This is a genomic window from Pseudomonas sp. FBCC-B1565 (genome assembly GCF_059133265.1).
Genome location: NZ_CP101438.1, coordinates 3,508,053 through 3,527,303 on the forward strand (window position 1 = coordinate 3,508,053; position 19,251 = coordinate 3,527,303).

A 19,251-nucleotide genomic window follows, 5' to 3' on the forward strand; every position below is an offset into this window, starting at 1 on the left:
CTGATCATCGTAAAATGAGTAAACACTCATGACCCTGACCCAACTGGAAATTTTCTCCCTGGTCGCTGAGCTGCAAGGCTTTACCCATGCCGCCAACCGCCTGGGTATCAGCCAATCGGCGGTGTCCCATGCCATCAAGGGTCTGGAGCAGGAACTGGGGGTGGAGTTGTTCCGTCGGCATCAAGCCCATGTGGCGTTGACCGACATCGGCGAACAATTGCTGTTGCGCGCCCGCGCCATGCTCGGCCTGGCCAACACCCTGGAGCAGGAGGCCGCCGATGCCCGGGGCTTGAAGCGCGGCACGCTGCGTATCGGCTCCTTCGGGCCAACGTCGTCCAATCGGCTGTTGCCGCAGATCCTGCAACCGTTTCGCCAGGCCTACCCTGACATTGAGGTGCATGTCGATGAAGGCCCGGACCGCCAGGTCATCCAATGGCTGGATGAGCGGCGCATCGACGTGGGCTTCGTGGTGCTGGAGCAGGAGCGGTTCGACACCTTCGCGTTGTTCACCGATCAGATGGTTGCGCTGTTGCCGGCCAACCATCCCCTGGCCGAACACCCTGCCCTGCGCCTTGAAGACCTGTGCGAGACGACCTTCATCCTGACCGAGGCCGGCTCGTCGGAGCTGGTCTCACGCCTGTTCGCCAGCGCCCGGCTGACGCCGAAGGTGCGTTATCGTTGCGCGCAACTGCTCAGCACGCTGGAAGCGGTAAGCCGTGGCGATGGCCTCAGCGTGGTGGCCCAGGGTTCCCTGCCGGTTACGCCAGATCCGCGTTATGTGGCGCGCCCACTGGCACCGGCCATTACCCGTTCGATCGGCCTGGCAGTACTGGATCGCCGCCAGGCGTCCCCTGCGACCCTGGCGTTCATACGCGTGGCGCAGGGCCTGGACTATGGGCATGTCTCACCGCTATAGCGACTGGCGATGATGGCGCAGCGCGCCGTTGTCATCCACGGTACTGAATCGCAGGCTGGCCGCACCGGATGGCGCCTTCAGGACCGTGTCGAAGGACAGGTGAGTGGCGGACCGTGGGGCAACCATGGGTGGATTGTGATGGGGGTATTCGACGCCTTCGACAACCAGTACCACCGACGCCAGCGTCACGTGAAACGCGCTGGGGTTGCGCACTTGCACAACGGTTCGCTGCCCGCCGACCAGGCGCCAGGCCAATCCGCTCGCGGCATCCGCTGCGCCGTTGGCAAGCGCCAGCGGTCGCAGGAACAGTTTGATCCGCGTCCGAATCGCCCATTGCAAGGTATTGCCGCCCGTGGCGTCGGTGGCAGAGGGTCGAACACTCAGCACGTTGAGCCAGTACAGCGCTTCCTGGTCGGCAACCGGCACAGGAGCTTCGCTTGGCTGGTAGACAATACGCAACGCTGCACCTTTGCCCGCGTCAATGCGTTTGATCGGCGGCGTGAGGGTGAAGGGCACATCGCTGTATTCCGGTGGCAACTGCGCGTCACCCTTATCGATCCAAGCCTGGACCAGCCTCGGGCTGTCGGCTTGATTGGTCAGTTGCAGGCTCACTTCACGGCTACCCATGGGGTAGATGATGCGTGTACGGTCCAACACCACGTCACCACTGGCGATGGTAGCCCACAACATGCTGAAACACGCCGCCTTCCAGCAGAGCAAGCCCGTACTCATCGATAACTCAGGGTGAACGTCGCCTGCCCATTGGCCGTTCCGGCCTGGATGCGTGCGGCCGTTTGCACGTAGCGTGCCGTGAGTGGAATGGTAAAGGTGCCATTATCGGTGGTGCCCGCCAGCCACTGGTTGGGCGTGCCGATTGCGCTGGAGTCGGGGCCGTAGCTCAGCAGCCGGTCCTGGTGCAGCAACTGCAGGGCCACGCCCCGAGCATTCGAATCGCTGGTAAGAGACAGGCGATTGCTACGGTTGGCTGGCGCGGTCTGGTCGGTCAGGGTCACCAGCACATCGAGGCTGGCACCGGTACCGCCGGCACATTGCAACACGATGGTCTCGGTGACGGCCCCTGCGGTGCTGCCGATGCCACTGAAATCACGCGCCGACACCGTCCCCAGGCGCATTGCCAGGCTGGGTGTCGAGACGGAACACGTCGGTTTGCGCGGCGGCCCGATCAACGTGCTGCCCAGGGTGATCATGTGCTCGCCCGTCGCCGAGCGCACGGCGAAGCGGGCGATCGGGCGGGAGGCAATAAGGCCGCCCTGGATAGGACCGGTGACAAAGAAAAACAACCGCCCCCGCAAGCCCCAGCTCGGTATCCCCGGGTATATGGGTGGATGCAAAACGTTGATACCGGTACTGACCGCCTGGGGTGACCTGTTGTCGCGATCTTCGGCAATCATACCCATCCCGACCCCCGCGACGCCGGTCCGGTAAATCGGCATCCGCACCCCATAATGAAAATAAAAGCTCCCTGTGAAGCTCAGGTCACTGCTCAGGGATATGTAGCTCCAATACTCACTGAATACATCGTCATATCGGCAAACCATCGCGTTGGGGACGTCGAACGTATAGCCATCCGGGTTGCCCAATACTTGCCCTGGACTGGGGTTAACGGGCAGCGGGTCGATGGCGGGCACGTTGATCAGTGTCGGGGCGGCGGCATCGCAGTCGCCACCCGCCCGGGCCACGGGTAATGTCAGTGCCGTCAACAGCAGCGCCAGGACACAGGCGGCAAGGCGCTTCATGGGATGGCCACGCATCGACCTTCCCACACCTGCGCGCTGCGCTGGCGCTCGGCGGAAGGTCTGGACGGCAATTGGTAGACAATGACGCAACGTCCATCCGCCGCAGCGCTCCAACGCACAGTCAGCCGGCCGCTGTCGCTGATACCCCTGACAAATGCCTTGCTCGCCTGCCCCACTACCCCGACTTCGCGCCCTTGTTCATCGAACACCTGCGCGGCAAACGGCAAGGGCTTGCCGTTGTCCCGGCGCGCCTTGACGATCACGGCGCGACCGCTGGCGACCTTGAAGCGCAACAGCGTCAATGCGCCCAGGGTGGGCACGACACTTTGGCTGGACTCCAGCAGCTCGACGTCCACGGGCATGCCATTGGGATCAAGCGTCACCACATTGCGCCGGAATGCTTGCAGGTTGGGCGCCACCGCATAACCACCCGCGCCGATACGCGCGTGGCCGTTGTTGAGTGCTGCCCCCTGCGCGTTTGGGGCGTGTACCAGGGCGGCGGATTCGCCCAGGCTCTGGGACAGGATCAATCCGTCGGAATGAGCGACCAGCGCGCCATCTGCGCTGAATGCCAGTTGCGCACCCTGGTTGGATTGGCCATAACCCAGGCGCATCGCCACTGCCTCACCGCGATAGCCGGTGTAAGCATTCACTGCGCTGGCCCGTGAACCTGCTGCTGCGCTACGGTTGGCCCAAACGCCATAATGAGCGCTGGCATCCTCCCCCAGCAGACCATTGAGACCCAGTTGCTGTTGGCTACCGCGCCGGTCGCCACGGTCCCAATGCTGGGTGCTGGTCAATGTGGGGGCGCGCAGTCCCGCACCCACCGGCATCGACAAGGTCAGGGTGATGCGGTTATCCAGCCGCCCGCGCTGGCCAACATCACCAAAGAAGAGCGCGTCGCTGTGTTCCCTCGGGCTGCGTCGCTGCTCGTCGCGCAGGCGAGTGTCTTCGACACGTGAACGCTGCATCGAGACATTCCAGCCCAGGCGTTTCCAGGTAGCCCCGTAGCTCACTGAAAAGGTGGTCTGGCGCCCCTGCTGCCGCCGCCAATAGGCGGTGGAACTGCCGGACAGAGTTAACGTTCCGCCGCCCAATTGCTGGCTGACATTCAGATCGATGCGGCTTTTCTGCCTGGCCAATCGCTCCGCGCCATAGCCTTTTCTCAGGCCTTCCTGTGCGCTCAAGGCATCGTACAAACTGAAATACCCCGGCGTGGAGTAACGGTACATGCCCAGTGCGAAGTGAGTACCGGAGGTCGGCACGCTTTTGTAATAACCCAGGCCCAGGCTGTGCCCCGAGCGGTTGCCCTGCCCGTCCAGCCGTGTGCGGGAGCCGGTGGCATCCAGGGACCATACGCCCAACGCAGTGCTTGCCGCGACGCCCAATTTGCCCTGGTGATAGCCCTGGGTGCCGGTGCCGCCACCGTACACCGTCAACCCGTCCGCCACACCGTGGGCAAGCGTGCCCTGCACCATCGCTGGCATGCCTGCGGACACGCCGAGCTGGTTCACCTGGCCCAGGCTCACCTGATAGTGGCGAGCCCCGCTGCGCAATAACAGCGGTGTTGCGGAGTACGGCACCGTGAACGTGTTCCGCCGCCCATCCACCTCGGTCACGCTGACGGTCAAGTCACCGCCATACCCGGTGGCTGGCAGGTCATTGATCTCGAACGGACCTGGCGCCACCGTCGTCTCGTAGAGCGTGTAGCCATTCTGGCGAATGGTAACGGTGGCATTGCCTTCTGCCACGCCACGCACCAGGGGCGCATAACCTTGACGGGACGGGGCCAGCATCCGCTCATCGCTGGCCAGGGTCACGCCCCGTACGCGTACGCCTTCCAGGATCTGCCCGCTGCTGAAACTGTCGCCGACTCGCAACTGCGCCTGCCATACCGGGAGGCTGCGTTGCGCAAAGGTCGAGGTGTTTTGATAGGGCGGCTGGCCGGTCGCCGAATCCCAGGTCTGCGCGCCTTGGTGCCGCAGGCGCCAGCGGCCGAGGTTGAGGCCCGCATTCAGGCCCAGATAAGCACGGTCGGTGCCCGCGCCCGCCATCATGCGGGTAGTGCTGAAGGTGTAATTGAGCAGGCCGGCGTTGATGCCTTCATCCCAGTAAGACGGGTCGATAAAGCCACGGGGGAGTTGTCTGACGTACACCTGGGGCAGGCTCACCGTCCACTCCAGCGCGGCGGCGTCTACACGGCTTGTCGCCGCAGGCAGCCAATCCGCCAGCGCGGGACACTCGGAAGCCGTGCGCAGCGTGCCGATGCGCTCCGGTGCGACACCAAGTTGCAGCAGCAAGTCATGGTCGACACAGGGCACAGCATCGGCTTGTGCGTCAGTGGTCATGAACGTTACTTCACGGCGGCCCATGGGCTGGCCGTTGACAATGATCTCCATAAGATGAGTGCCAGGGCTCATCAGGTCGTAGCGACTGAACCGAGACACATCGACGGCCGCGCCCTCGCTGGAAAAGGCTTGCAGGTCAAACACCGGCTCCGCGGCTGTCGCATGTTCAATCGACGTCAATGCTGCACTGATCAGCCCGGCAAGCATCGACTGCCTGTTCACGGTCAAAGCCTCAGCGCAGCACGCTGCGGCGGTGAGAACGCGCCATAGTCGTTGATGTACTGGAAATGCACCTGGGCATCGGCCGGAATGTGCGGGGCGGCTTCGTGGACCGCCAGGCGCAAGGTATCGCCCGGCGCAACCATCCCGGTGTCGCTGCGCAAGAGGCGAGCATCGGCCCGTGGCCCCAAGGCCAGCGCAACCTCTTGGAACGTGACATGAAAGGCCGACGGGTTATGCACCTCCAGCCCCTGTCCCGTCGCCGTCTTGTAGAGCGACCAACGTAATTGCCCCGGAGCGTCATCGGGCTTTCCCGGCAGCTGGTCAGGACGGAAGAACACTTTGGTGCGGATGCGGAACGCAAACCGCAGTTGATTGCCTTGCTCGTCGTCCAGCGGAGCCGATGAGTGAAACCTTGGCGGTACCTCCAGCACATTGAGCCAGAACAGTGTTTCGCGGTCTTTGGGCAATAGCTCTCGGGAATACACCAGGCGCATGGCGTGGCCCTTGCCCGCGTCGATACGGAACACCGGCGGCGAAAGGCTGAACGGCACGTTGCTGTCTTCCGGACCGACCCGCCGATCACCGGGTTCGACCCACGCTTGGACCAGGCGCGGTGCTGCGGCGTCTTCATTGGTCAATTGGATGGTGATCTCAGCCTGGCGCTCAGGGTAGATATGGCGCGTTCCGTTGATAATCACGCCGGCATCGACCGTCACCGGTGCGCCGGGCAACAGTGCGGCCAGCAGAAATCCCAGGCAGCGCCGGGCCTTTGTCAAACACCCCATGGCTGCGCACTCCTGTTCCCGGCTCGCTCAGGGAAAGGTCACGGAGTACTGCACCGCCGCCTGGACTGGCCCATTACCGGCCGCGCCAGTAGCGATGTACCGCGCCGCAAATGGCAACGTTGCAATGCCATCGTCCGGAATTGCGGGGGTGGATGTCGTCCCCAGCCGCAGGTCGATGGGCCGGTTCACGGCCCCATCGATGATTTGCACCTCCACATTCGCCGCGCCGGAGGCGGCCGTGTTGAGCAGATTCCCCGTCAGCGGGTTGACCCCGGGGCTGGTGCTCTCGAACAACACCGCCACCGAAGACGCCGCACAAGGGGATGCCGTACCGCCCACGTAGATGAAAAAGGGCTTGCTGCCGGCCGTATCACCGACCGCCTTCAACGCGGAGGCCTGCACTTTGTCCAGCGCTACCGGAAAGCTCGCCCCGGTGCCCGGCCCTGATCCGGTCCCCCCGGTAATCGGGCACGTGCTGCCAACAATATCTCCACTGAGGGTGATGATGCCGTCTGCTGCCATGGCAGGCCCGACGATGATACCCATGAATGTGAGAAACGCCGCTGTCCGCCTTTTGCTTTTCATGATGCGTCCACCTTAGAAAAACCGACGTTTTGATCATAAGTAACGTGCGCAAGGCTGCCTACTGACCGAACGGCTAGGTATCCCGAGCTTATTGCGGCGACTGCAACTATCATCGAGACAAGTCCGACCTGCCGTGCCGGCGCCTCTCTCATCTCTCGTAACAGGCTTACATCCCATGCCCTTGACCGTCAAAGGCCCGCGCAGCCGTGCCACCCGCAACCTGATCAGCGTGTTCTGCGCCATGGTGCCGCTGGCATTGGGCGTGGTGATCCTCCATTGGCAAGCCGAACGTACCCTTGAACAAAGCACCGCCCAGACCGCACAGGAAGCCGTACGCCAATTCGACTTGATGCTCGATAACACCGCGCTCGCCGCCCAGGCATTGCTGCCGTTGGCAGGACAGCCGTGTGATAACGCCGCACAGCTGGCCTTGCGTGAACAGGTCACACGCCGCCCGTTCGTGCGGGCAACCACCTTGTCCTGGCAGAGAAACATCTATTGCAGCTCGCTGTTTGGCGACCAATACGCGTCACCGGTCAACCCGGATGATTACGTGGACGGCAAGTTATGGCTAATGAATGGCAACCCGGTGACGCCGGATACCGCTCTGCTGGTGTACCGGCTGGTCGAGGGCGACAAGGCCGCTTTTGCGTCGATCGACGGCTACCACCTGACCAACGCCCTGCGGCTGATCAGCCCCTACGCCGACCTGGTGCTGCAAGTGGGGACCCATTGGCTGGGGGCCGATGGAAAAGTGCATGACACAGCGGTTCCGGTATTTGCCGTGGCCCACCATCATCTTGTATCCGCGCGTTATCACTACAGCGTCGACGCGGGCATGCCGGCTGGCGAAGTCTGGCGCTACATGCAGGCACGATACCCGGCATTGTTCAGCCTGCTGGTGTTTTTTGGCGTGGCGGCGGGAGTGCTTGCGCATTGGCTGCAAAAGCGTTCTTCGGCCCCTACCCATGAACTGCGACGGGCCTTGGGCGCCAACGAATTCATTCCGTACTTCCAGCCCGTGGTGCGCGGCGATACCCGTGAATGGGCAGGCTGCGAAGTACTGATGCGTTGGCAACACCCCAAGGAAGGGCTGGTGCGACCCGATCTGTTTATCCCCCTCGCCGAGCATTCGGGCCTGATCGTGCCGATGACTCGTGCCCTCCTGCGCCAGACCGCCGCGCAACTGGCGCCTCATGCCACGCGTTTCAGCCCCGGATTCCATATTGGTGTGAATATCACCGCACGCCACTGCCAGGACCTGGCACTGGTGGAGGACTGCCGCGAGTTTCTCGCCGCCTTTCCCGTGGGCCAGGTGACCCTGGTGCTGGAGTTGACCGAGCGCGAGCTGATCGAACCCACCGACATTGCCCGCCGCTTGTTCGACGCGTTGCATCAATTGGGAGTGATGATTGCCATTGATGATTTCGGCACCGGTCATTCCAGCCTCGGGTATTTACGCAACTTCAATGTGGACTACTTGAAGATCGACCAGAGTTTTGTCGCCATGATCGGTGCAGATGCACTATCGGGGCATATTCTGGACAGCATCATAGCGCTGTCGGGCAAGCTCGACTTGGGCATCGTTGCAGAAGGTGTGGAAACGCGCGAACAGTGTGAATATCTGGCCGCTCAAGGGGTGGACTTCCTGCAAGGTTACCTGTTTGGAAAACCTTTACCCTGTGATGAATTTATTAAATCGCTGGCGCGTCATTGAATAGCCATGCACTACCTGCACTGAAATAGTTGGGTCTATAGAAAAGACATGATTTACTCGTGACGCATTAACTACTACAATTTTTCCTGCCTGTGCAGAACTCGCGGGATGACTTCTTTCCTGGGTCGCCTTAAAGCGCTTGGCTTATAGCTTTGTCTGCAGTTGATATCAGCCAACTACACTATTGGAGTACAGATTTTGTCCAGACTCGCCGAATTTCGCGCAGCAGAAAAAGCCCTTCAAGAGCAGCTTGCCCAGCTGGAATCCCTGAAGAACGATGCTGGCCTGAAGAAAGAAATCGAATTCGAAGAAAAGCTTCAAGCCCTGATGAAGAGCTATGGCAAAGGCCTGCGCGACATCATTTCCATCCTTGATCCAAACCTGGGCAAGTCCAGCGCTGTTGCCGCCGCACCTAAACAGCGCCGTGCGCGTGTGGTCAAGGTTTACCAGAACCCGCACACCGGTGAACTGATCGAAACCAAAGGCGGTAACCACCGTGGCCTCAAGGCCTGGAAAGAACAGTACGGCGCTGCCACTGTAGATTCCTGGCTTCGCGGCTGATCGTACTGCACTTATAAAGAGCCCCGCTGATGCGGGGCTTTTTTATTTTATCGGTTCGAAATCGAACTTAAATAACATTTCACTTTGTTCAAAATCGACAGGCCTCACGCACTTAAAGTTTCAGGCTGTCGCGCACCGAACTGACTTCTTCCTTGCTTGCTTCGTACGCCTCGGCCTGACCTGCGTATGAAAAAACATACGCCTTATCGGTATCAACCGCGCCCACCAATGTTTGCGAGAGCACGTGCCGCCCGTTCTCGGTTATCACGCAAGTAGTTTCCAACGCGTCAAGACGGCTCAATGTTGTAGGGTGCATCTTGCTGCACACGCTTTGATAACCACCCTGGGCGAAATCCTTCTGGATGGATTTGCGCATCTCCAGCAGTACGCCTTGAAGATTAACCTTATGACCAACTTCAATCGGCGTCCCGGTCAACTCCATGACCATCAGGGTCGTACCGTTTTCATCATTCTTGATTGCCCGCTGCCGCGACACTGCCTGGGGCTTTGCAGGCGCCTGGTCATCCGCCATCACTTCTTCAACCTGCCACCCGCTAGGCCAATGAATTTCGGGCTCAGCGGCTACTACGCAGGAACTGCCCAACCACAAGCACAGCATGCTCAACAACGGTTTACGAAATTCGGTCATTACGAAAAACACCCAAGGTCCAAGGACCAAAGTTTGAGCCCCGGCACCCACAGGCCGCAAGGCCTGCGTGGCTTTTTCATATGGCGACCGGGCCGAGCCTTGCGTATCATGGCCCGGCTGCACGGATGCCAGCCGCAAGCCAAGGAACCGCTCACATTTCAGAGCCGCGTTTGCCCCATTTTTTCTGGAGGGCCCATGAGCCTGCACGAACTGAACACCTTCCCGGGCGTCACTGCCCAACCTGATACCGCCACCGCCAACTTCGTGTTCAACCACACCATGCTGCGGGTCAAGGACATTACCAAGTCGCTGGACTTCTACACTCGCGTCCTGGGCTTTTCCCTGGTTGAAAAACGCGACTTCCCGGAAGCCGAGTTCAGCCTGTACTTCCTCGCCCTGGTCGATAAATCCCAGATCCCGGCCGATGCTGCCGAGCGCACCCAGTGGATGAAGTCGATTCCAGGCATCCTGGAACTGACCCACAACCACGGCACCGAAAACGACGCCGACTTCGCCTATCACAACGGCAATACCGATCCGCGTGGTTTCGGCCATATCTGCATCTCGGTGCCGGATATCGTCGCCGCCTGCGAGCGCTTCGAAGCCCTGGGCTGCGATTTCCAGAAGCGCCTGAGCGATGGCCGCATGAAGAGCCTGGCGTTCATCAAGGACCCGGATGCGTACTGGGTCGAAATTATCCAGCCCGCGCCGCTGTAACGAAAAAACCCCATGATCACTCATGGGGTTTTTCATTTGCGCGGCCGTCCTTACGCCGGGGCAGAAGTTCGGATCAGGTGATCGAACGCACTCAGGGTGGCCTTGGCACCCTCGCCCACCGCAATCACGATCTGCTTGTAGGGCACAGTCGTGACGTCACCGGCAGCAAATACACCCGGCAGTGACGTCTCGCCACGCGCATCGACGATGATCTCGCCACGCGGCGTCAGTTCCACGGTGCCTTTGAGCCAGTCGGTGTTGGGCAACAAGCCGATCTGGACAAAGATCCCTTCCAGGTCGATGGTCTTGAACTCGCCGCTGTCGCGGTCCTTGTACGCCAGGCCGGTGACTTTCTGGCCATCGCCTTTGACTTCGCTGGTCAGCGCGCTGGTGATCACGTCGACGTTCGGCAGGCTGTAGAGCTTGCGCTGCAACACAGCGTCGGCGCGCAACTTGCTGTCGAACTCGAGCAAAGTTACGTGGCTGACGATACCAGCCAGGTCGATCGCGGCTTCCACGCCGGAGTTACCCCCGCCGATCACCGCCACACGCTTGCCCTTGAACAACGGACCGTCACAGTGCGGGCAGAAGCACACGCCCTTGGCCTTGTATTCCTGCTCGCCCGGCACACCCATTTCTCTCCAGCGAGCGCCGGTCGCCAGGATCACGGTCTTGGACTTGAGGGTCGCACCGCTTTCGAAGCGAATTTCGTGCAGGTCACCGGCGTTTTTCGCCGGGATCAAGGCACTGGCGCGCTGCAGGTTCATGATGTCCACATCGTACTGACGCACGTGAGCTTCCAGGGCGCTGGCCAGTTTCGGCCCCTCGGTTTCCTGTACCGAGATAAAGTTCTCGATGGACATGGTGTCCAGCACTTGCCCGCCGAAACGCTCGGCGGCGACGCCGGTGCGAATACCTTTGCGTGCCGCGTAGATCGCAGCCGACGAACCGGCTGGGCCGCCGCCGACGACGAGCACATCGAAGGCGTCTTTGGCGCTGATTTTCTCGGCGGCTTTTTCGATGCCGCTGGTGTCGAGCTTGGCAAGAATCTCTTCCAGGCCCATGCGGCCCTGACCGAAGTTCACACCATTGAGGTACACGCTGGGCACCGCCATAACCTGGCGCTCGTCAACCTCAGCCTGAAACAGTGCACCGTCGATGGCGACGTGGCGGATGTTCGGGTTGAGCACGGCCATCAGATTCAACGCCTGGACCACATCCGGGCAGTTCTGGCAGGACAGCGAGAAGTAAGTCTCGAAGCTGAACTCGCCTTTGAGGGCGCGGATCTGTTCAATCACTTCGACACTGGCCTTCGACGGGTGGCCACCCACTTGCAGCAGGGCCAGCACCAGCGAAGTGAATTCATGGCCCATGGGGATGCCGGCGAAACGCAGGCTGATATCGGCACCCGGGCGGTTGATGGAGAACGAAGGCTTGCGCGCATCGTTGCCATCAGTCTTCAGGGTAATCAGCGTCGTAAGGCTGACCACGTCCTGCAAAAGGGCAAGCATTTCCTGGGATTTCGCGCCGTCGTCGAGGGAGGCGACGATCTCGATCGGCTGGGTGACCCGTTCCAGGTATGACTTCAACTGAGCTTTAAGATTGGCGTCCAACATACGGGCGATTTCCTGTTCATTCGGTTTATTGCAGACAAAAAAACGCCCGAGCGAACCTCGCCCGGGCGTTTTGAGGGCGGATGCAGCTTACTTAAGTGCGGATTCCCGCCCTTGAGACTTCACAGACTTAGATCTTGCCGACCAGGTCCAGGGACGGAGCCAGGGTGGCCTCGCCTTCTTTCCACTTGGCTGGGCACACTTCGCCTGGGTGGGCAGCAACGTACTGAGCGGCCTTGATTTTGCGCAGCAGCTCGGAAGCATCACGGCCAACGCCACCGTCGTTCAGTTCAACGATCTTGATCTGACCTTCCGGGTTGATCACGAACGTACCGCGGTCTGCCAGGCCAGCTTCTTCGATCAGTACGTCGAAGTTGCGGGAGATGGTCAGGGTTGGGTCGCCGATCATGGTGTACTGGATCTTGCCAATGGCTGGCGAAGTGTTGTGCCAGGCCGCATGGGCAAAGTGGGTGTCGGTGGAAACGCTGTAGATTTCGACGCCCAGTTTCTGGAATTCGGCGTAGTTGTCAGCCAGGTCTTCCAGCTCGGTTGGGCAAACGAAGGTGAAGTCGGCTGGGTAGAAGAACACAACAGACCACTTGCCTTTCAGGTCAGCGTCGGACACATCTACGAAGTTGCCGTTTTTGTAGGCGGTAGCTTTGAACGGTTTTACTTGGCTGTTGATGATAGGCATCGTTGACTCTCCGTCAGGTTTGTAGAAGGGCTTAGTAAGTTGATGAGGTGAATCCTACCCACTCTCTACGCCGATGGCTCATTGGCAAACCTGATGCTGACGATTGGTTTTCCCTATCAGGTGACTGTATTAATAGAAGAAATCTCAAAGCAGCGGCTGGCTCGCCAGGCTCATGCCGAGAAAGGGCGTCGCTTCAACATAGCGCATGGCGGATTTCATGTCGCTCCAGCCGACGTAACTCATCAACGACTTCAAATCCCAGCCGCTGCGATGAGCCCAGGTGGCAAAGCCCCGGCGCAGCGAGTGGCTGGTGTAGTGCTCGGCGGGAATGCCGGCACGCTCCAGCGCCTGGCGCAGCAGCGGGATCACACTGTTGGGGTGCAAGCCCTCCTCCCCCAGGTTGCCCCAGCGATCAATCCCGCGAAACACCGGGCCACGTACCAAAGCCGAGGCACTGAGCCACTCGCTATAGGCCTGCACCGGGCACAGGCGCAACAGTGCCGGGGTGTGATAGGTCTTGCCGAGATTGTCGCGGTCGCTTTTGCTGCGGGGTAGGTACAGGCTGATCCCTGCACCGGGCATCGCTTGCACATGCTCGATAGAGAGACGACACAACTCGTCGCTGCGAAAGCCACGCCAGAATCCCAGCAGGATCAATGCGGTATCACGCTTGGCACGCAGCAATCGGGGCTGGTTCTGTGTTTGCGCCGCTTCTATCGCTTCAGCGTCAAGAGAAGCAACCACTAGCTCCAGATGCTTGAGCTGCAACGGTTCGGCTTGCTTCTCCCGCGCCGGGTGCACTGCACGAATGCCCTTGAGCACCTTGCGCACCACGGACGCCTTGGTTGGGTCAGGAAACCCCTGGCTCGTATGCCATTGCGCCAGTGCCGAGAGCCGCAACTTCAGCGTGTTGACCGCCAGCACACCGGCATGGGCGACCAGATACCGCGCCACGCTGTCGCTGGTCGCCGGCAGGAACCCGCCCCAGCTCACTTCGAAATGCTCGATCGCTGCGCGATAGCTACGCCGCGTGTTGTCGCGGGTGGCAGCGTTGAGATAACGATCCAGATCGCTCATGGGAGGCCTATTCGTACTGTTGACTGACGCATTAGCGGATTAAACGGTAATGACACGGGATAATACGCCAATATCCCATCTGTTAAATGATGAATTTAAACAAGTTTTTATACGTGATATAGTATGTATATACATACCACGTACCACATTACAAAATCGACGGAGACCCCATGGCTCGCGGCGGCATCAACAAAGCAGTAGTTCAAACGGCCCGCTTGGCAATCCTCGCCCGCGGCGAGAACCCCAGCATCGACGCAGTGCGTATCGAGATGGGCAATACCGGCTCGAAAACCACCATTCATCGTTATTTGAAAGAGCTGGATGAAAGCGAAACCCGCACCACCATCACCGAAGCGCCAATCGACGACGAGCTTGGCGAACTGGTGGCGCGACTGGCCCAGCGCCTGAAAGAGAAAGCCCAGGAACCAATCGACCTGGCCCTGGCGCAGTTCGAACAGCAGAAGGCCGCCCTGCTCGCCCAGGTGCGAGCCCTTGAGGAGGCCCATGGCCAACTCCAGCAGCAGTTCGATATCCAGGCCGCCGCCCTGGCAGAAGAAAGCGCCGCCCTGCAAACCGCCAGCACCAGCCTGCAGACCGAGCAAACCCGCAACGCCGGGCTGAGCCAGGCGTGCAGTGACTACGAGCTAAGGATCAACGACAAGGACGAGCAGATTCGTTCATTGGAAGAAAAGCACCTGCATGCCCGGGACGCGCTGGAGCATTACCGCAATGCCATCAAGGAGCAGCGCGAACAGGAACAGCGCCGCCATGAAGGCCAGTTGCAACAGGTACAGGCAGAACTGCGCCAGGCCCAACAGAGCGCCATGGTGCGCCAGGATGAAATCACCCAACTGCATCGCGACAATGAGCGGCTGTTGATCGAGCATCGGGTGACAGCGAAGGAATTGACCGCACTGCAGGAGCAATCCCGCAAAGATCAGGCCCAGCAGCTCAAACTGACGGAACAGGTGAGCCTGATTGACAGCGAACGCACCCTGCTTCAGGAGCGCCTGCGGGTAGCGGCGCTGGAGAGCCAGTCACGCCAGGAAGCACTGGACGAGCACCAGCGCACCAATAAAACGCTTGAGCTGGCGCTGATCAAGGCTCAGGCCAGTGTCGAGGCGTTGCGCCTGGCTGCCGCCGTTGCAGCGGCGCCAGAGGCAACGCCCAAGGCCTGATCAACCCGCTACGGGCGTGCGCATGGTGACGAACTCTTCCGCCGCCGTCGGGTGCACGCCAATGGTTTCATCGAAATGCTGCTTGGTCGCGCCCGCCTTGAGCGCGATCGCCAGGCCCTGCACGATTTCCCCCGCATCCGGGCCGACCATGTGGCAACCCAGCACTTTGTCGGTGTCGGCGTCGACCACCAGCTTCATCAGGGTCTTTTCCTGGCACTCGGTCAGGGTCAGCTTCATCGGCCGGAAACGGCTTTCGAAGACCTGCACCTCATGGCCCTTCTCTTTCGCCTCTTCTTCGGAGAGCCCCACGGTGCCAATGTTCGGCAGACTGAACACCGCCGTCGGGATCATCTTGTAATCCACCGGGCGATACTGCTCAGGCTTGAACAGGCGACGCGCCACGGCCATGCCTTCGGCCAGGGCAACCGGGGTCAATTGCACACGACCGATCACGTCGCCGATGGCCAGGATCGAGGGCTCGGCGGTCTGGTACAGGTCATCCACCTCAACGAAACCACGCTTGTCGAGTTTGACGCCGGTGTTCTCCAGCCCCAGGTTGTCCAGCATCGGACGTCGCCCCGTGGCGTAGAACACGCAATCAGCCTCCAGCACCCGGCCGTCTTTCAGGGTGGCCTTGAGGCTACCATCGGCCTGCTTGTCAATGCGCTCGATGTCGGCATTGAATTGCAGGTCCAGGCCGCGCTTGGTCAGTTCTTCCTTCAAGTGCGTGCGTACCGAACCGTCGAAGCCGCGCAGGAACAAGTCGCCGCGATACAGCAACGAGGTCTGGGCACCCAGGCCGTGGAAAATACCGGCAAACTCAACGGCAATGTAACCGCCGCCGACCACCAGAACACGCTTGGGCAATTCCTTGAGGAAAAACGCTTCATTGGAGCCAATGGCATGTTCGCGCCCCGGAATCTCCGGAATCTGCGGCCAACCACCTGTTGCAATCAGGATGTGCCTGGCGGTAAAGCGCTGGCCATTGATTTCGACCTGATGCGGGTCCACCAGGCGCGCATGCCCTTCATGCAGGGTCACGCCGCTGTTGACCAGCAGGTTGCGATAGATGCCATTGAGGCGATTGATCTCGCGGTCCTTGTTGGCGATCAAAGTGGCCCAATCAAAATTCGCCTCGCCCAACGACCAGCCAAAACCGCCGGCCTGCTCAAAATCCTCGGCAAAATGGGCGCCGTACACCAACAGTTTTTTCGGCACGCAGCCGACGTTGACACAGGTGCCTCCCAGGTAGCGGCTTTCCGCCACGGCCACCTTGGCACCAAAGCCTGCGGCAAAACGTGCCGCACGCACACCGCCGGAACCGGCGCCAATTACATACAGGTCAAAATCGTAGGCCATTTCACTCTCCTCGGCAGGACATCAGCATACCGACTTAGATGGGGCTGAAAAACGAAAAAGCCACCCGAAGGTGGCTTTTTTGGAACAGGCTGCCTACAGCGTGAATCAGTAAGCCTTGCCAGTCTTGTAGAAGTGCTCGTAGCAGAAGTTAGTCGCCTCGATGTAACCCTCGGCACCACCGCAGTCGAAACGACGGCCTTTGAACTTGTAGGCAATCACGCAGCCGTCTTTGGCTTGCTTCAACAGGGCGTCGGTGATCTGGATCTCGCCACCCTTGCCTGGCTCGGTTTCCTCGATCAACTTGAAGATGTCCGGAGTCAGAATGTAACGACCGATGATCGCCAGGTTCGACGGAGCATCTTCCGGCGCCGGCTTCTCGACCATGTCACGAACGCGGATCAGGCCATCACCGATGTCGTCGCCGGCAATCACGCCGTACTTGTTGGTTTCCTGAGGGTCAACCTCCTGGACCGCAACGATGGTGCAACGGTACTTCTGGTACAGCTTGACCATCTGGGTCAGTACGCCGTCGCCTTCCAGGTTCACGCACAGGTCATCCGCCAGGACCACGGCGAACGGTTCGTCACCGATCAGCGGGCGGCCGGTCAGGATCGCATGGCCGAGGCCTTTCATCTGGGTCTGGCGGGTGTAGGAGAACGAGCACTCGTCCAGCAGTTTGCGGATGCCGACCAGGTATTTTTCCTTGTCGGTGCCCTTGATCTGGTTTTCCAGCTCGTAGCTGATGTCGAAGTGGTCTTCCAGCGCGCGCTTACCACGGCCGGTCACAATGGAGATTTCGTTCAGGCCGGCATCCAGTGCCTCTTCGACGCCGTACTGAATCAGTGGCTTGTTCACCACCGGCAGCATCTCTTTGGGCATGGCCTTGGTCGCTGGCAAGAAGCGAGTGCCGTAACCGGCTGCTGGGAACAAGCATTTCTTGATCATAAAAGTCCTTACAAAGGGCTGTGCGTACGGAATTCGGCGCAGTCTAATCAGGCCGCAGTCACCTTACAATGGGTCCTGCTGGCGTTGCGATGTCATCATAGAGAAAAAATGTCGGCGTAAGTTCCGCGCATCTTGCGAAGCGCATTTGCACCGGCACGGCCAAAAAAGCCTGCACCTCAGTATTTCCAAGGGCTACGACCTTTTTAGCATGCTTTTACGGCTGCAACACTGACCTAGAATAACTTGCGCGCTCCCGCGACATTTGGCGCTATCATTAGGCCCTTGAACCAGACCACGAGATACTTGATAGATGTCAGAACCAAAAGGCGTGAACGGCTACCTGATCACCAAGCGAGCGGACGGTTGGCACCTGATCAACTTCCACGGCGACAGCGTCGCCGGCGCATTCGCCAGCGAAAGCCAGGCTATCGCTGTAGCCGAAGTGTTTGTCGATGAAGCAGGCCACGCTTCGAGCAAGCGGCCCAAGGGCAAGTAAACGTCAACGCCCTGTGCAAAAGGCCCCGCTGAATGGGGCTTTTTTGTGTTTGTCTGTACGTAGATGGCAGTTCGCTATAATCTCGCCAGAACGCCCCACGACAGTGTCAGCGCGCCCTCCAACACCCTCGATGATGAACCTACATGAACAAGATTCTGGCACTGACTGCAGCACTGGCGCTCGCCGGATGCACCACCACCTCTGATGTCTACCTGAAAAACGGTGAGCAAGGCCTGACCATCGACTGCTCGGGCGAAGCCAACTCCTGGGCGAGTTGCTATGAGAAGGCTGATGCCTCTTGCGCAGGCACTGGCTACCGTATCGTCGGCACCGAAGGCACACCTTCGCTCAAGGAAAGTGAAAAGACCCTGGGCCAGGACGTCGGCAACTTCAAAAGCCGCAGTGTCGTGGTGGTGTGCAAGTAAGCGTCGCGGCTACAGCTGGATATCGGCGAACTTGATACCCAGGCCACGAATGGTCTCCACCAAGTCATCCAGCCGTGGGAACGACTCGACTTCATCCTGATCGTCCACCAGGAAAAAGCTGCGGCCGCCGCTTTTCTTGAAGAATACGATCCACTCCCCCAAGTCGGCCGGATTCTGAATGATATGAGTGGCCGATATCTGGCCTTCGGCCTGGCGAGCCCTGACGTGTTCACGCTTCATAAAAGACTTCCCGAAAAAACAAATGCCGCACAAACCGAGGGTTTGCGCGGCATTTTTGCATTGAATGGCCGAGAGTTTAACGGATGCCCTGCCCAATCAGCACGCCTTCTACGGTTTGGCCGTAGAGATTGATGCCGTCATTGGCGTGGAATTTAACCCGAGTCTTCTCCACCGAGCCGTCAACTAGCCGCGGGTCCTGCGGTCGTTCGTGGCTGTTGACGTAGGCCGCAACGTCCCAGGCTTGCTGGTCGCTCAGGCTACCGCCCTTGCCCAATGGCATGTTGTGCTTGATGAAGGACGCTGCCGTATTGATGCGGTGCATGCCGGCCCCCCAATTGTAGGAATCCTTACCCCACAGCGGTGGCATCACGTAGCTTTCACCGACCTTCTGGCCCTGACCTTCAACGCCATGGCAGACCGCGCATTGCCCTTTGTACACCTCGGCGCCTTGGGCGATGTCGTAACCCTTGGCCGGCTGTGCCACGTCGGGATAACCCCGGCCCGGCAATTCAACGCCTAACGGCGCCTTGCTGGCCAGCCAGTAGGCATACACCGAAAGCGCAGTAATTTCCGGGCTGTCAGCAGCCGGCGGCGTACCGCCGTTCATGCTGAATTGGAAACACCCCTGCAATCGCTCGGCAAAGGTATTGACCTTGTCGTTCTTCTTTCGGTACGCCGGGTACATAGGGTAAGCCGCCCATAACGGCGCCGAATTGGCCAGGCGTCCCTGGTCCAGGTGGCAATTGCTGCAATTGAGCCCGTTGCCGACAAATTTCGGCGCCAGGCGCCGGGTATCCACGAACAGCGCATAGCCATCCTTGACCAACTTGCCGTAGGCGTTGTCGGGCAGCTCACTTTCCTGAGGTGGCTGGAATTGACTGACCGGTGCGTGGCCGGCGACAGGTTGCAACTGCGATTGGTCTTCCATAGCAATCGTCGCCGCCTGGGCTGACGATATGCCCAACAG

20 protein-coding genes are annotated in these 19,251 nt (G+C 60.0%); 7 read left to right on the forward strand and 13 right to left on the reverse strand.

What is annotated here, in order from left to right; genetic code table 11:
* The first annotated feature begins 28 nt into the window (after positions 1-28).
* On the forward strand, positions 29-916 hold the full coding sequence (locus NL123_RS16445; protein WP_248481465.1) for a LysR family transcriptional regulator: 888 nt from the start codon (positions 29-31) through the stop codon (positions 914-916).
* Here the strand turns inward: NL123_RS16445 and NL123_RS16450 are convergent.
* From NL123_RS16450 to NL123_RS16470, 5 genes are read right to left on the reverse strand one after another with little or no spacing between them, the layout of a single operon-like run.
* Positions 911-1,648 (reverse strand): fimbrial biogenesis chaperone, encoded by a 738-nt coding sequence (locus NL123_RS16450; RefSeq protein WP_248481464.1) that lies wholly within the window; start codon positions 1,646-1,648, stop codon positions 911-913. The two genes, NL123_RS16445 and NL123_RS16450, sit on opposite strands and share 6 nt — an antisense overlap.
* On the reverse strand, positions 1,645-2,673 hold the full coding sequence (locus NL123_RS16455; RefSeq protein ID WP_494355801.1) for a fimbrial protein: 1,029 nt from the start codon (positions 2,671-2,673) through the stop codon (positions 1,645-1,647). The genes NL123_RS16450 and NL123_RS16455 overlap by 4 nt, the downstream gene beginning before the upstream one ends.
* A complete protein-coding gene (locus NL123_RS16460) occupies positions 2,670-5,243 on the reverse strand; it encodes a fimbria/pilus outer membrane usher protein (RefSeq protein ID WP_248481460.1) in 2,574 nt (857 codons plus the stop codon). The genes NL123_RS16455 and NL123_RS16460 overlap by 4 nt, the downstream gene beginning before the upstream one ends.
* Positions 5,244-5,245: 2 nt before the next feature.
* Positions 5,246-6,028, reverse strand: coding sequence for a fimbrial biogenesis chaperone (locus tag NL123_RS16465; protein WP_494355802.1), 783 nt, complete (start codon positions 6,026-6,028; stop codon positions 5,246-5,248).
* A gap of 27 nt (positions 6,029-6,055) precedes the next feature.
* Positions 6,056-6,613 carry a fimbrial protein gene (locus tag NL123_RS16470; RefSeq protein ID WP_248481456.1) on the reverse strand — a complete coding sequence of 186 codons (558 nt, stop codon included), beginning with the start codon at positions 6,611-6,613 and terminating at the stop codon, positions 6,056-6,058.
* A gap of 175 nt (positions 6,614-6,788) precedes the next feature.
* Here NL123_RS16470 and NL123_RS16475 point away from each other — a divergent pair, with 175 nt between their 5' ends.
* Both NL123_RS16475 and NL123_RS16480 read left to right on the forward strand, forming a co-directional pair.
* Positions 6,789-8,330 (forward strand): EAL domain-containing protein, encoded by a 1,542-nt coding sequence (locus NL123_RS16475; protein ID WP_248481454.1) that lies wholly within the window; start codon positions 6,789-6,791, stop codon positions 8,328-8,330.
* A 198-nt stretch (positions 8,331-8,528) separates the two neighbouring features.
* Complete coding sequence (locus tag NL123_RS16480) at positions 8,529-8,891, forward strand: histone-like nucleoid-structuring protein, MvaT/MvaU family (RefSeq protein ID WP_248481451.1); 363 nt, start codon at positions 8,529-8,531, stop codon at positions 8,889-8,891.
* A 112-nt stretch (positions 8,892-9,003) separates the two neighbouring features.
* Here NL123_RS16480 and NL123_RS16485 read toward each other — a convergent pair whose 3' ends face one another.
* Positions 9,004-9,540, reverse strand: a complete 537-nt coding sequence (locus NL123_RS16485; RefSeq protein ID WP_248481449.1) for a DUF4946 domain-containing protein — start codon at positions 9,538-9,540, stop codon at positions 9,004-9,006.
* Positions 9,541-9,735: 195 nt separating this feature from the next.
* On the opposite strand from NL123_RS16485, the gene gloA reads away from it, so the two are divergent.
* A complete protein-coding gene (gene gloA / locus NL123_RS16490; protein WP_012724171.1) occupies positions 9,736-10,257 on the forward strand; it encodes a lactoylglutathione lyase in 522 nt (173 codons plus the stop codon).
* Between the two features lie 50 nt (positions 10,258-10,307).
* On the opposite strand, the gene ahpF is transcribed toward gloA, so the two are convergent.
* The 3 genes from ahpF to NL123_RS16505 form a co-directional block, all read right to left on the reverse strand.
* On the reverse strand, positions 10,308-11,873 hold the full coding sequence (ahpF, locus tag NL123_RS16495; protein WP_494355803.1) for an alkyl hydroperoxide reductase subunit F: 1,566 nt from the start codon (positions 11,871-11,873) through the stop codon (positions 10,308-10,310).
* Positions 11,874-12,000: 127 nt separating this feature from the next.
* Positions 12,001-12,564 carry an alkyl hydroperoxide reductase subunit C gene (gene ahpC / locus NL123_RS16500; protein WP_010210361.1) on the reverse strand — a complete coding sequence of 188 codons (564 nt, stop codon included), beginning with the start codon at positions 12,562-12,564 and terminating at the stop codon, positions 12,001-12,003.
* Between the two features lie 144 nt (positions 12,565-12,708).
* A complete protein-coding gene (locus NL123_RS16505) occupies positions 12,709-13,641 on the reverse strand; it encodes a site-specific integrase (RefSeq protein ID WP_494355804.1) in 933 nt (310 codons plus the stop codon).
* A gap of 170 nt (positions 13,642-13,811) precedes the next feature.
* Between NL123_RS16505 and NL123_RS16510 the strand changes: the two genes are divergently transcribed.
* Complete coding sequence (locus tag NL123_RS16510) at positions 13,812-14,819, forward strand: DNA-binding protein (protein ID WP_494355805.1); 1,008 nt, start codon at positions 13,812-13,814, stop codon at positions 14,817-14,819.
* On the opposite strand, the gene gorA is transcribed toward NL123_RS16510, so the two are convergent.
* Complete coding sequence (gene gorA / locus NL123_RS16515; protein ID WP_494355806.1) at positions 14,820-16,178, reverse strand: glutathione-disulfide reductase; 1,359 nt, start codon at positions 16,176-16,178, stop codon at positions 14,820-14,822.
* A 105-nt stretch (positions 16,179-16,283) separates the two neighbouring features.
* A complete protein-coding gene (galU, locus tag NL123_RS16520; RefSeq protein WP_003212579.1) occupies positions 16,284-17,123 on the reverse strand; it encodes a UTP--glucose-1-phosphate uridylyltransferase GalU in 840 nt (279 codons plus the stop codon).
* A gap of 310 nt (positions 17,124-17,433) precedes the next feature.
* Here galU and NL123_RS16525 point away from each other — a divergent pair, with 310 nt between their 5' ends.
* Positions 17,434-17,619, forward strand: coding sequence for a hypothetical protein (locus NL123_RS16525; RefSeq protein ID WP_012724166.1), 186 nt, complete (start codon positions 17,434-17,436; stop codon positions 17,617-17,619).
* 143 nt (positions 17,620-17,762) lie between these two features.
* On the forward strand, positions 17,763-18,044 hold the full coding sequence (locus NL123_RS16530; protein WP_058427877.1) for a hypothetical protein: 282 nt from the start codon (positions 17,763-17,765) through the stop codon (positions 18,042-18,044).
* Positions 18,045-18,053: 9 nt separating this feature from the next.
* Here NL123_RS16530 and NL123_RS16535 read toward each other — a convergent pair whose 3' ends face one another.
* Both NL123_RS16535 and NL123_RS16540 read right to left on the reverse strand, forming a co-directional pair.
* Positions 18,054-18,284 (reverse strand): hypothetical protein, encoded by a 231-nt coding sequence (locus NL123_RS16535; protein ID WP_058427876.1) that lies wholly within the window; start codon positions 18,282-18,284, stop codon positions 18,054-18,056.
* 76 nt (positions 18,285-18,360) lie between these two features.
* Complete coding sequence (locus tag NL123_RS16540; RefSeq protein WP_494358317.1) at positions 18,361-19,212, reverse strand: c-type cytochrome; 852 nt, start codon at positions 19,210-19,212, stop codon at positions 18,361-18,363.
* Positions 19,213-19,251 lie beyond the last annotated feature (39 nt).

Bases quoted from the DNA above. Each gene is read 5' to 3' on its own strand.
- NL123_RS16445 (WP_248481465.1), top strand. From the start codon at position 29: ATGACCCTGACCCAACTGGAAATTTTCTCCCTGGTCGCTGAGCTGCAA.
- NL123_RS16450 (WP_248481464.1), bottom strand. From the start codon at position 1,648: ATGAGTACGGGCTTGCTCTGCTGGAAGGCGGCGTGTTTCAGCATGTTG.
- NL123_RS16455 (WP_494355801.1), bottom strand. From the start codon at position 2,673: ATGAAGCGCCTTGCCGCCTGTGTCCTGGCGCTGCTGTTGACGGCACTG.
- NL123_RS16465 (WP_494355802.1), bottom strand. From the start codon at position 6,028: ATGGGGTGTTTGACAAAGGCCCGGCGCTGCCTGGGATTTCTGCTGGCC.
- NL123_RS16470 (WP_248481456.1), bottom strand. From the start codon at position 6,613: ATGAAAAGCAAAAGGCGGACAGCGGCGTTTCTCACATTCATGGGTATC.
- NL123_RS16475 (WP_248481454.1), top strand. From the start codon at position 6,789: ATGCCCTTGACCGTCAAAGGCCCGCGCAGCCGTGCCACCCGCAACCTG.
- NL123_RS16485 (WP_248481449.1), bottom strand. From the start codon at position 9,540: ATGACCGAATTTCGTAAACCGTTGTTGAGCATGCTGTGCTTGTGGTTG.
- gloA (WP_012724171.1), top strand. From the start codon at position 9,736: ATGAGCCTGCACGAACTGAACACCTTCCCGGGCGTCACTGCCCAACCT.
- ahpF (WP_494355803.1), bottom strand. From the start codon at position 11,873: ATGTTGGACGCCAATCTTAAAGCTCAGTTGAAGTCATACCTGGAACGG.
- ahpC (WP_010210361.1), bottom strand. From the start codon at position 12,564: ATGCCTATCATCAACAGCCAAGTAAAACCGTTCAAAGCTACCGCCTAC.
- NL123_RS16505 (WP_494355804.1), bottom strand. From the start codon at position 13,641: ATGAGCGATCTGGATCGTTATCTCAACGCTGCCACCCGCGACAACACG.
- NL123_RS16510 (WP_494355805.1), top strand. From the start codon at position 13,812: ATGGCTCGCGGCGGCATCAACAAAGCAGTAGTTCAAACGGCCCGCTTG.
- gorA (WP_494355806.1), bottom strand. From the start codon at position 16,178: ATGGCCTACGATTTTGACCTGTATGTAATTGGCGCCGGTTCCGGCGGT.
- galU (WP_003212579.1), bottom strand. From the start codon at position 17,123: ATGATCAAGAAATGCTTGTTCCCAGCAGCCGGTTACGGCACTCGCTTC.
- NL123_RS16525 (WP_012724166.1), top strand. From the start codon at position 17,434: ATGTCAGAACCAAAAGGCGTGAACGGCTACCTGATCACCAAGCGAGCG.
- NL123_RS16530 (WP_058427877.1), top strand. From the start codon at position 17,763: ATGAACAAGATTCTGGCACTGACTGCAGCACTGGCGCTCGCCGGATGC.
- NL123_RS16535 (WP_058427876.1), bottom strand. From the start codon at position 18,284: ATGAAGCGTGAACACGTCAGGGCTCGCCAGGCCGAAGGCCAGATATCG.
- NL123_RS16540 (WP_494358317.1), bottom strand. From the start codon at position 19,212: ATGGAAGACCAATCGCAGTTGCAACCTGTCGCCGGCCACGCACCGGTC.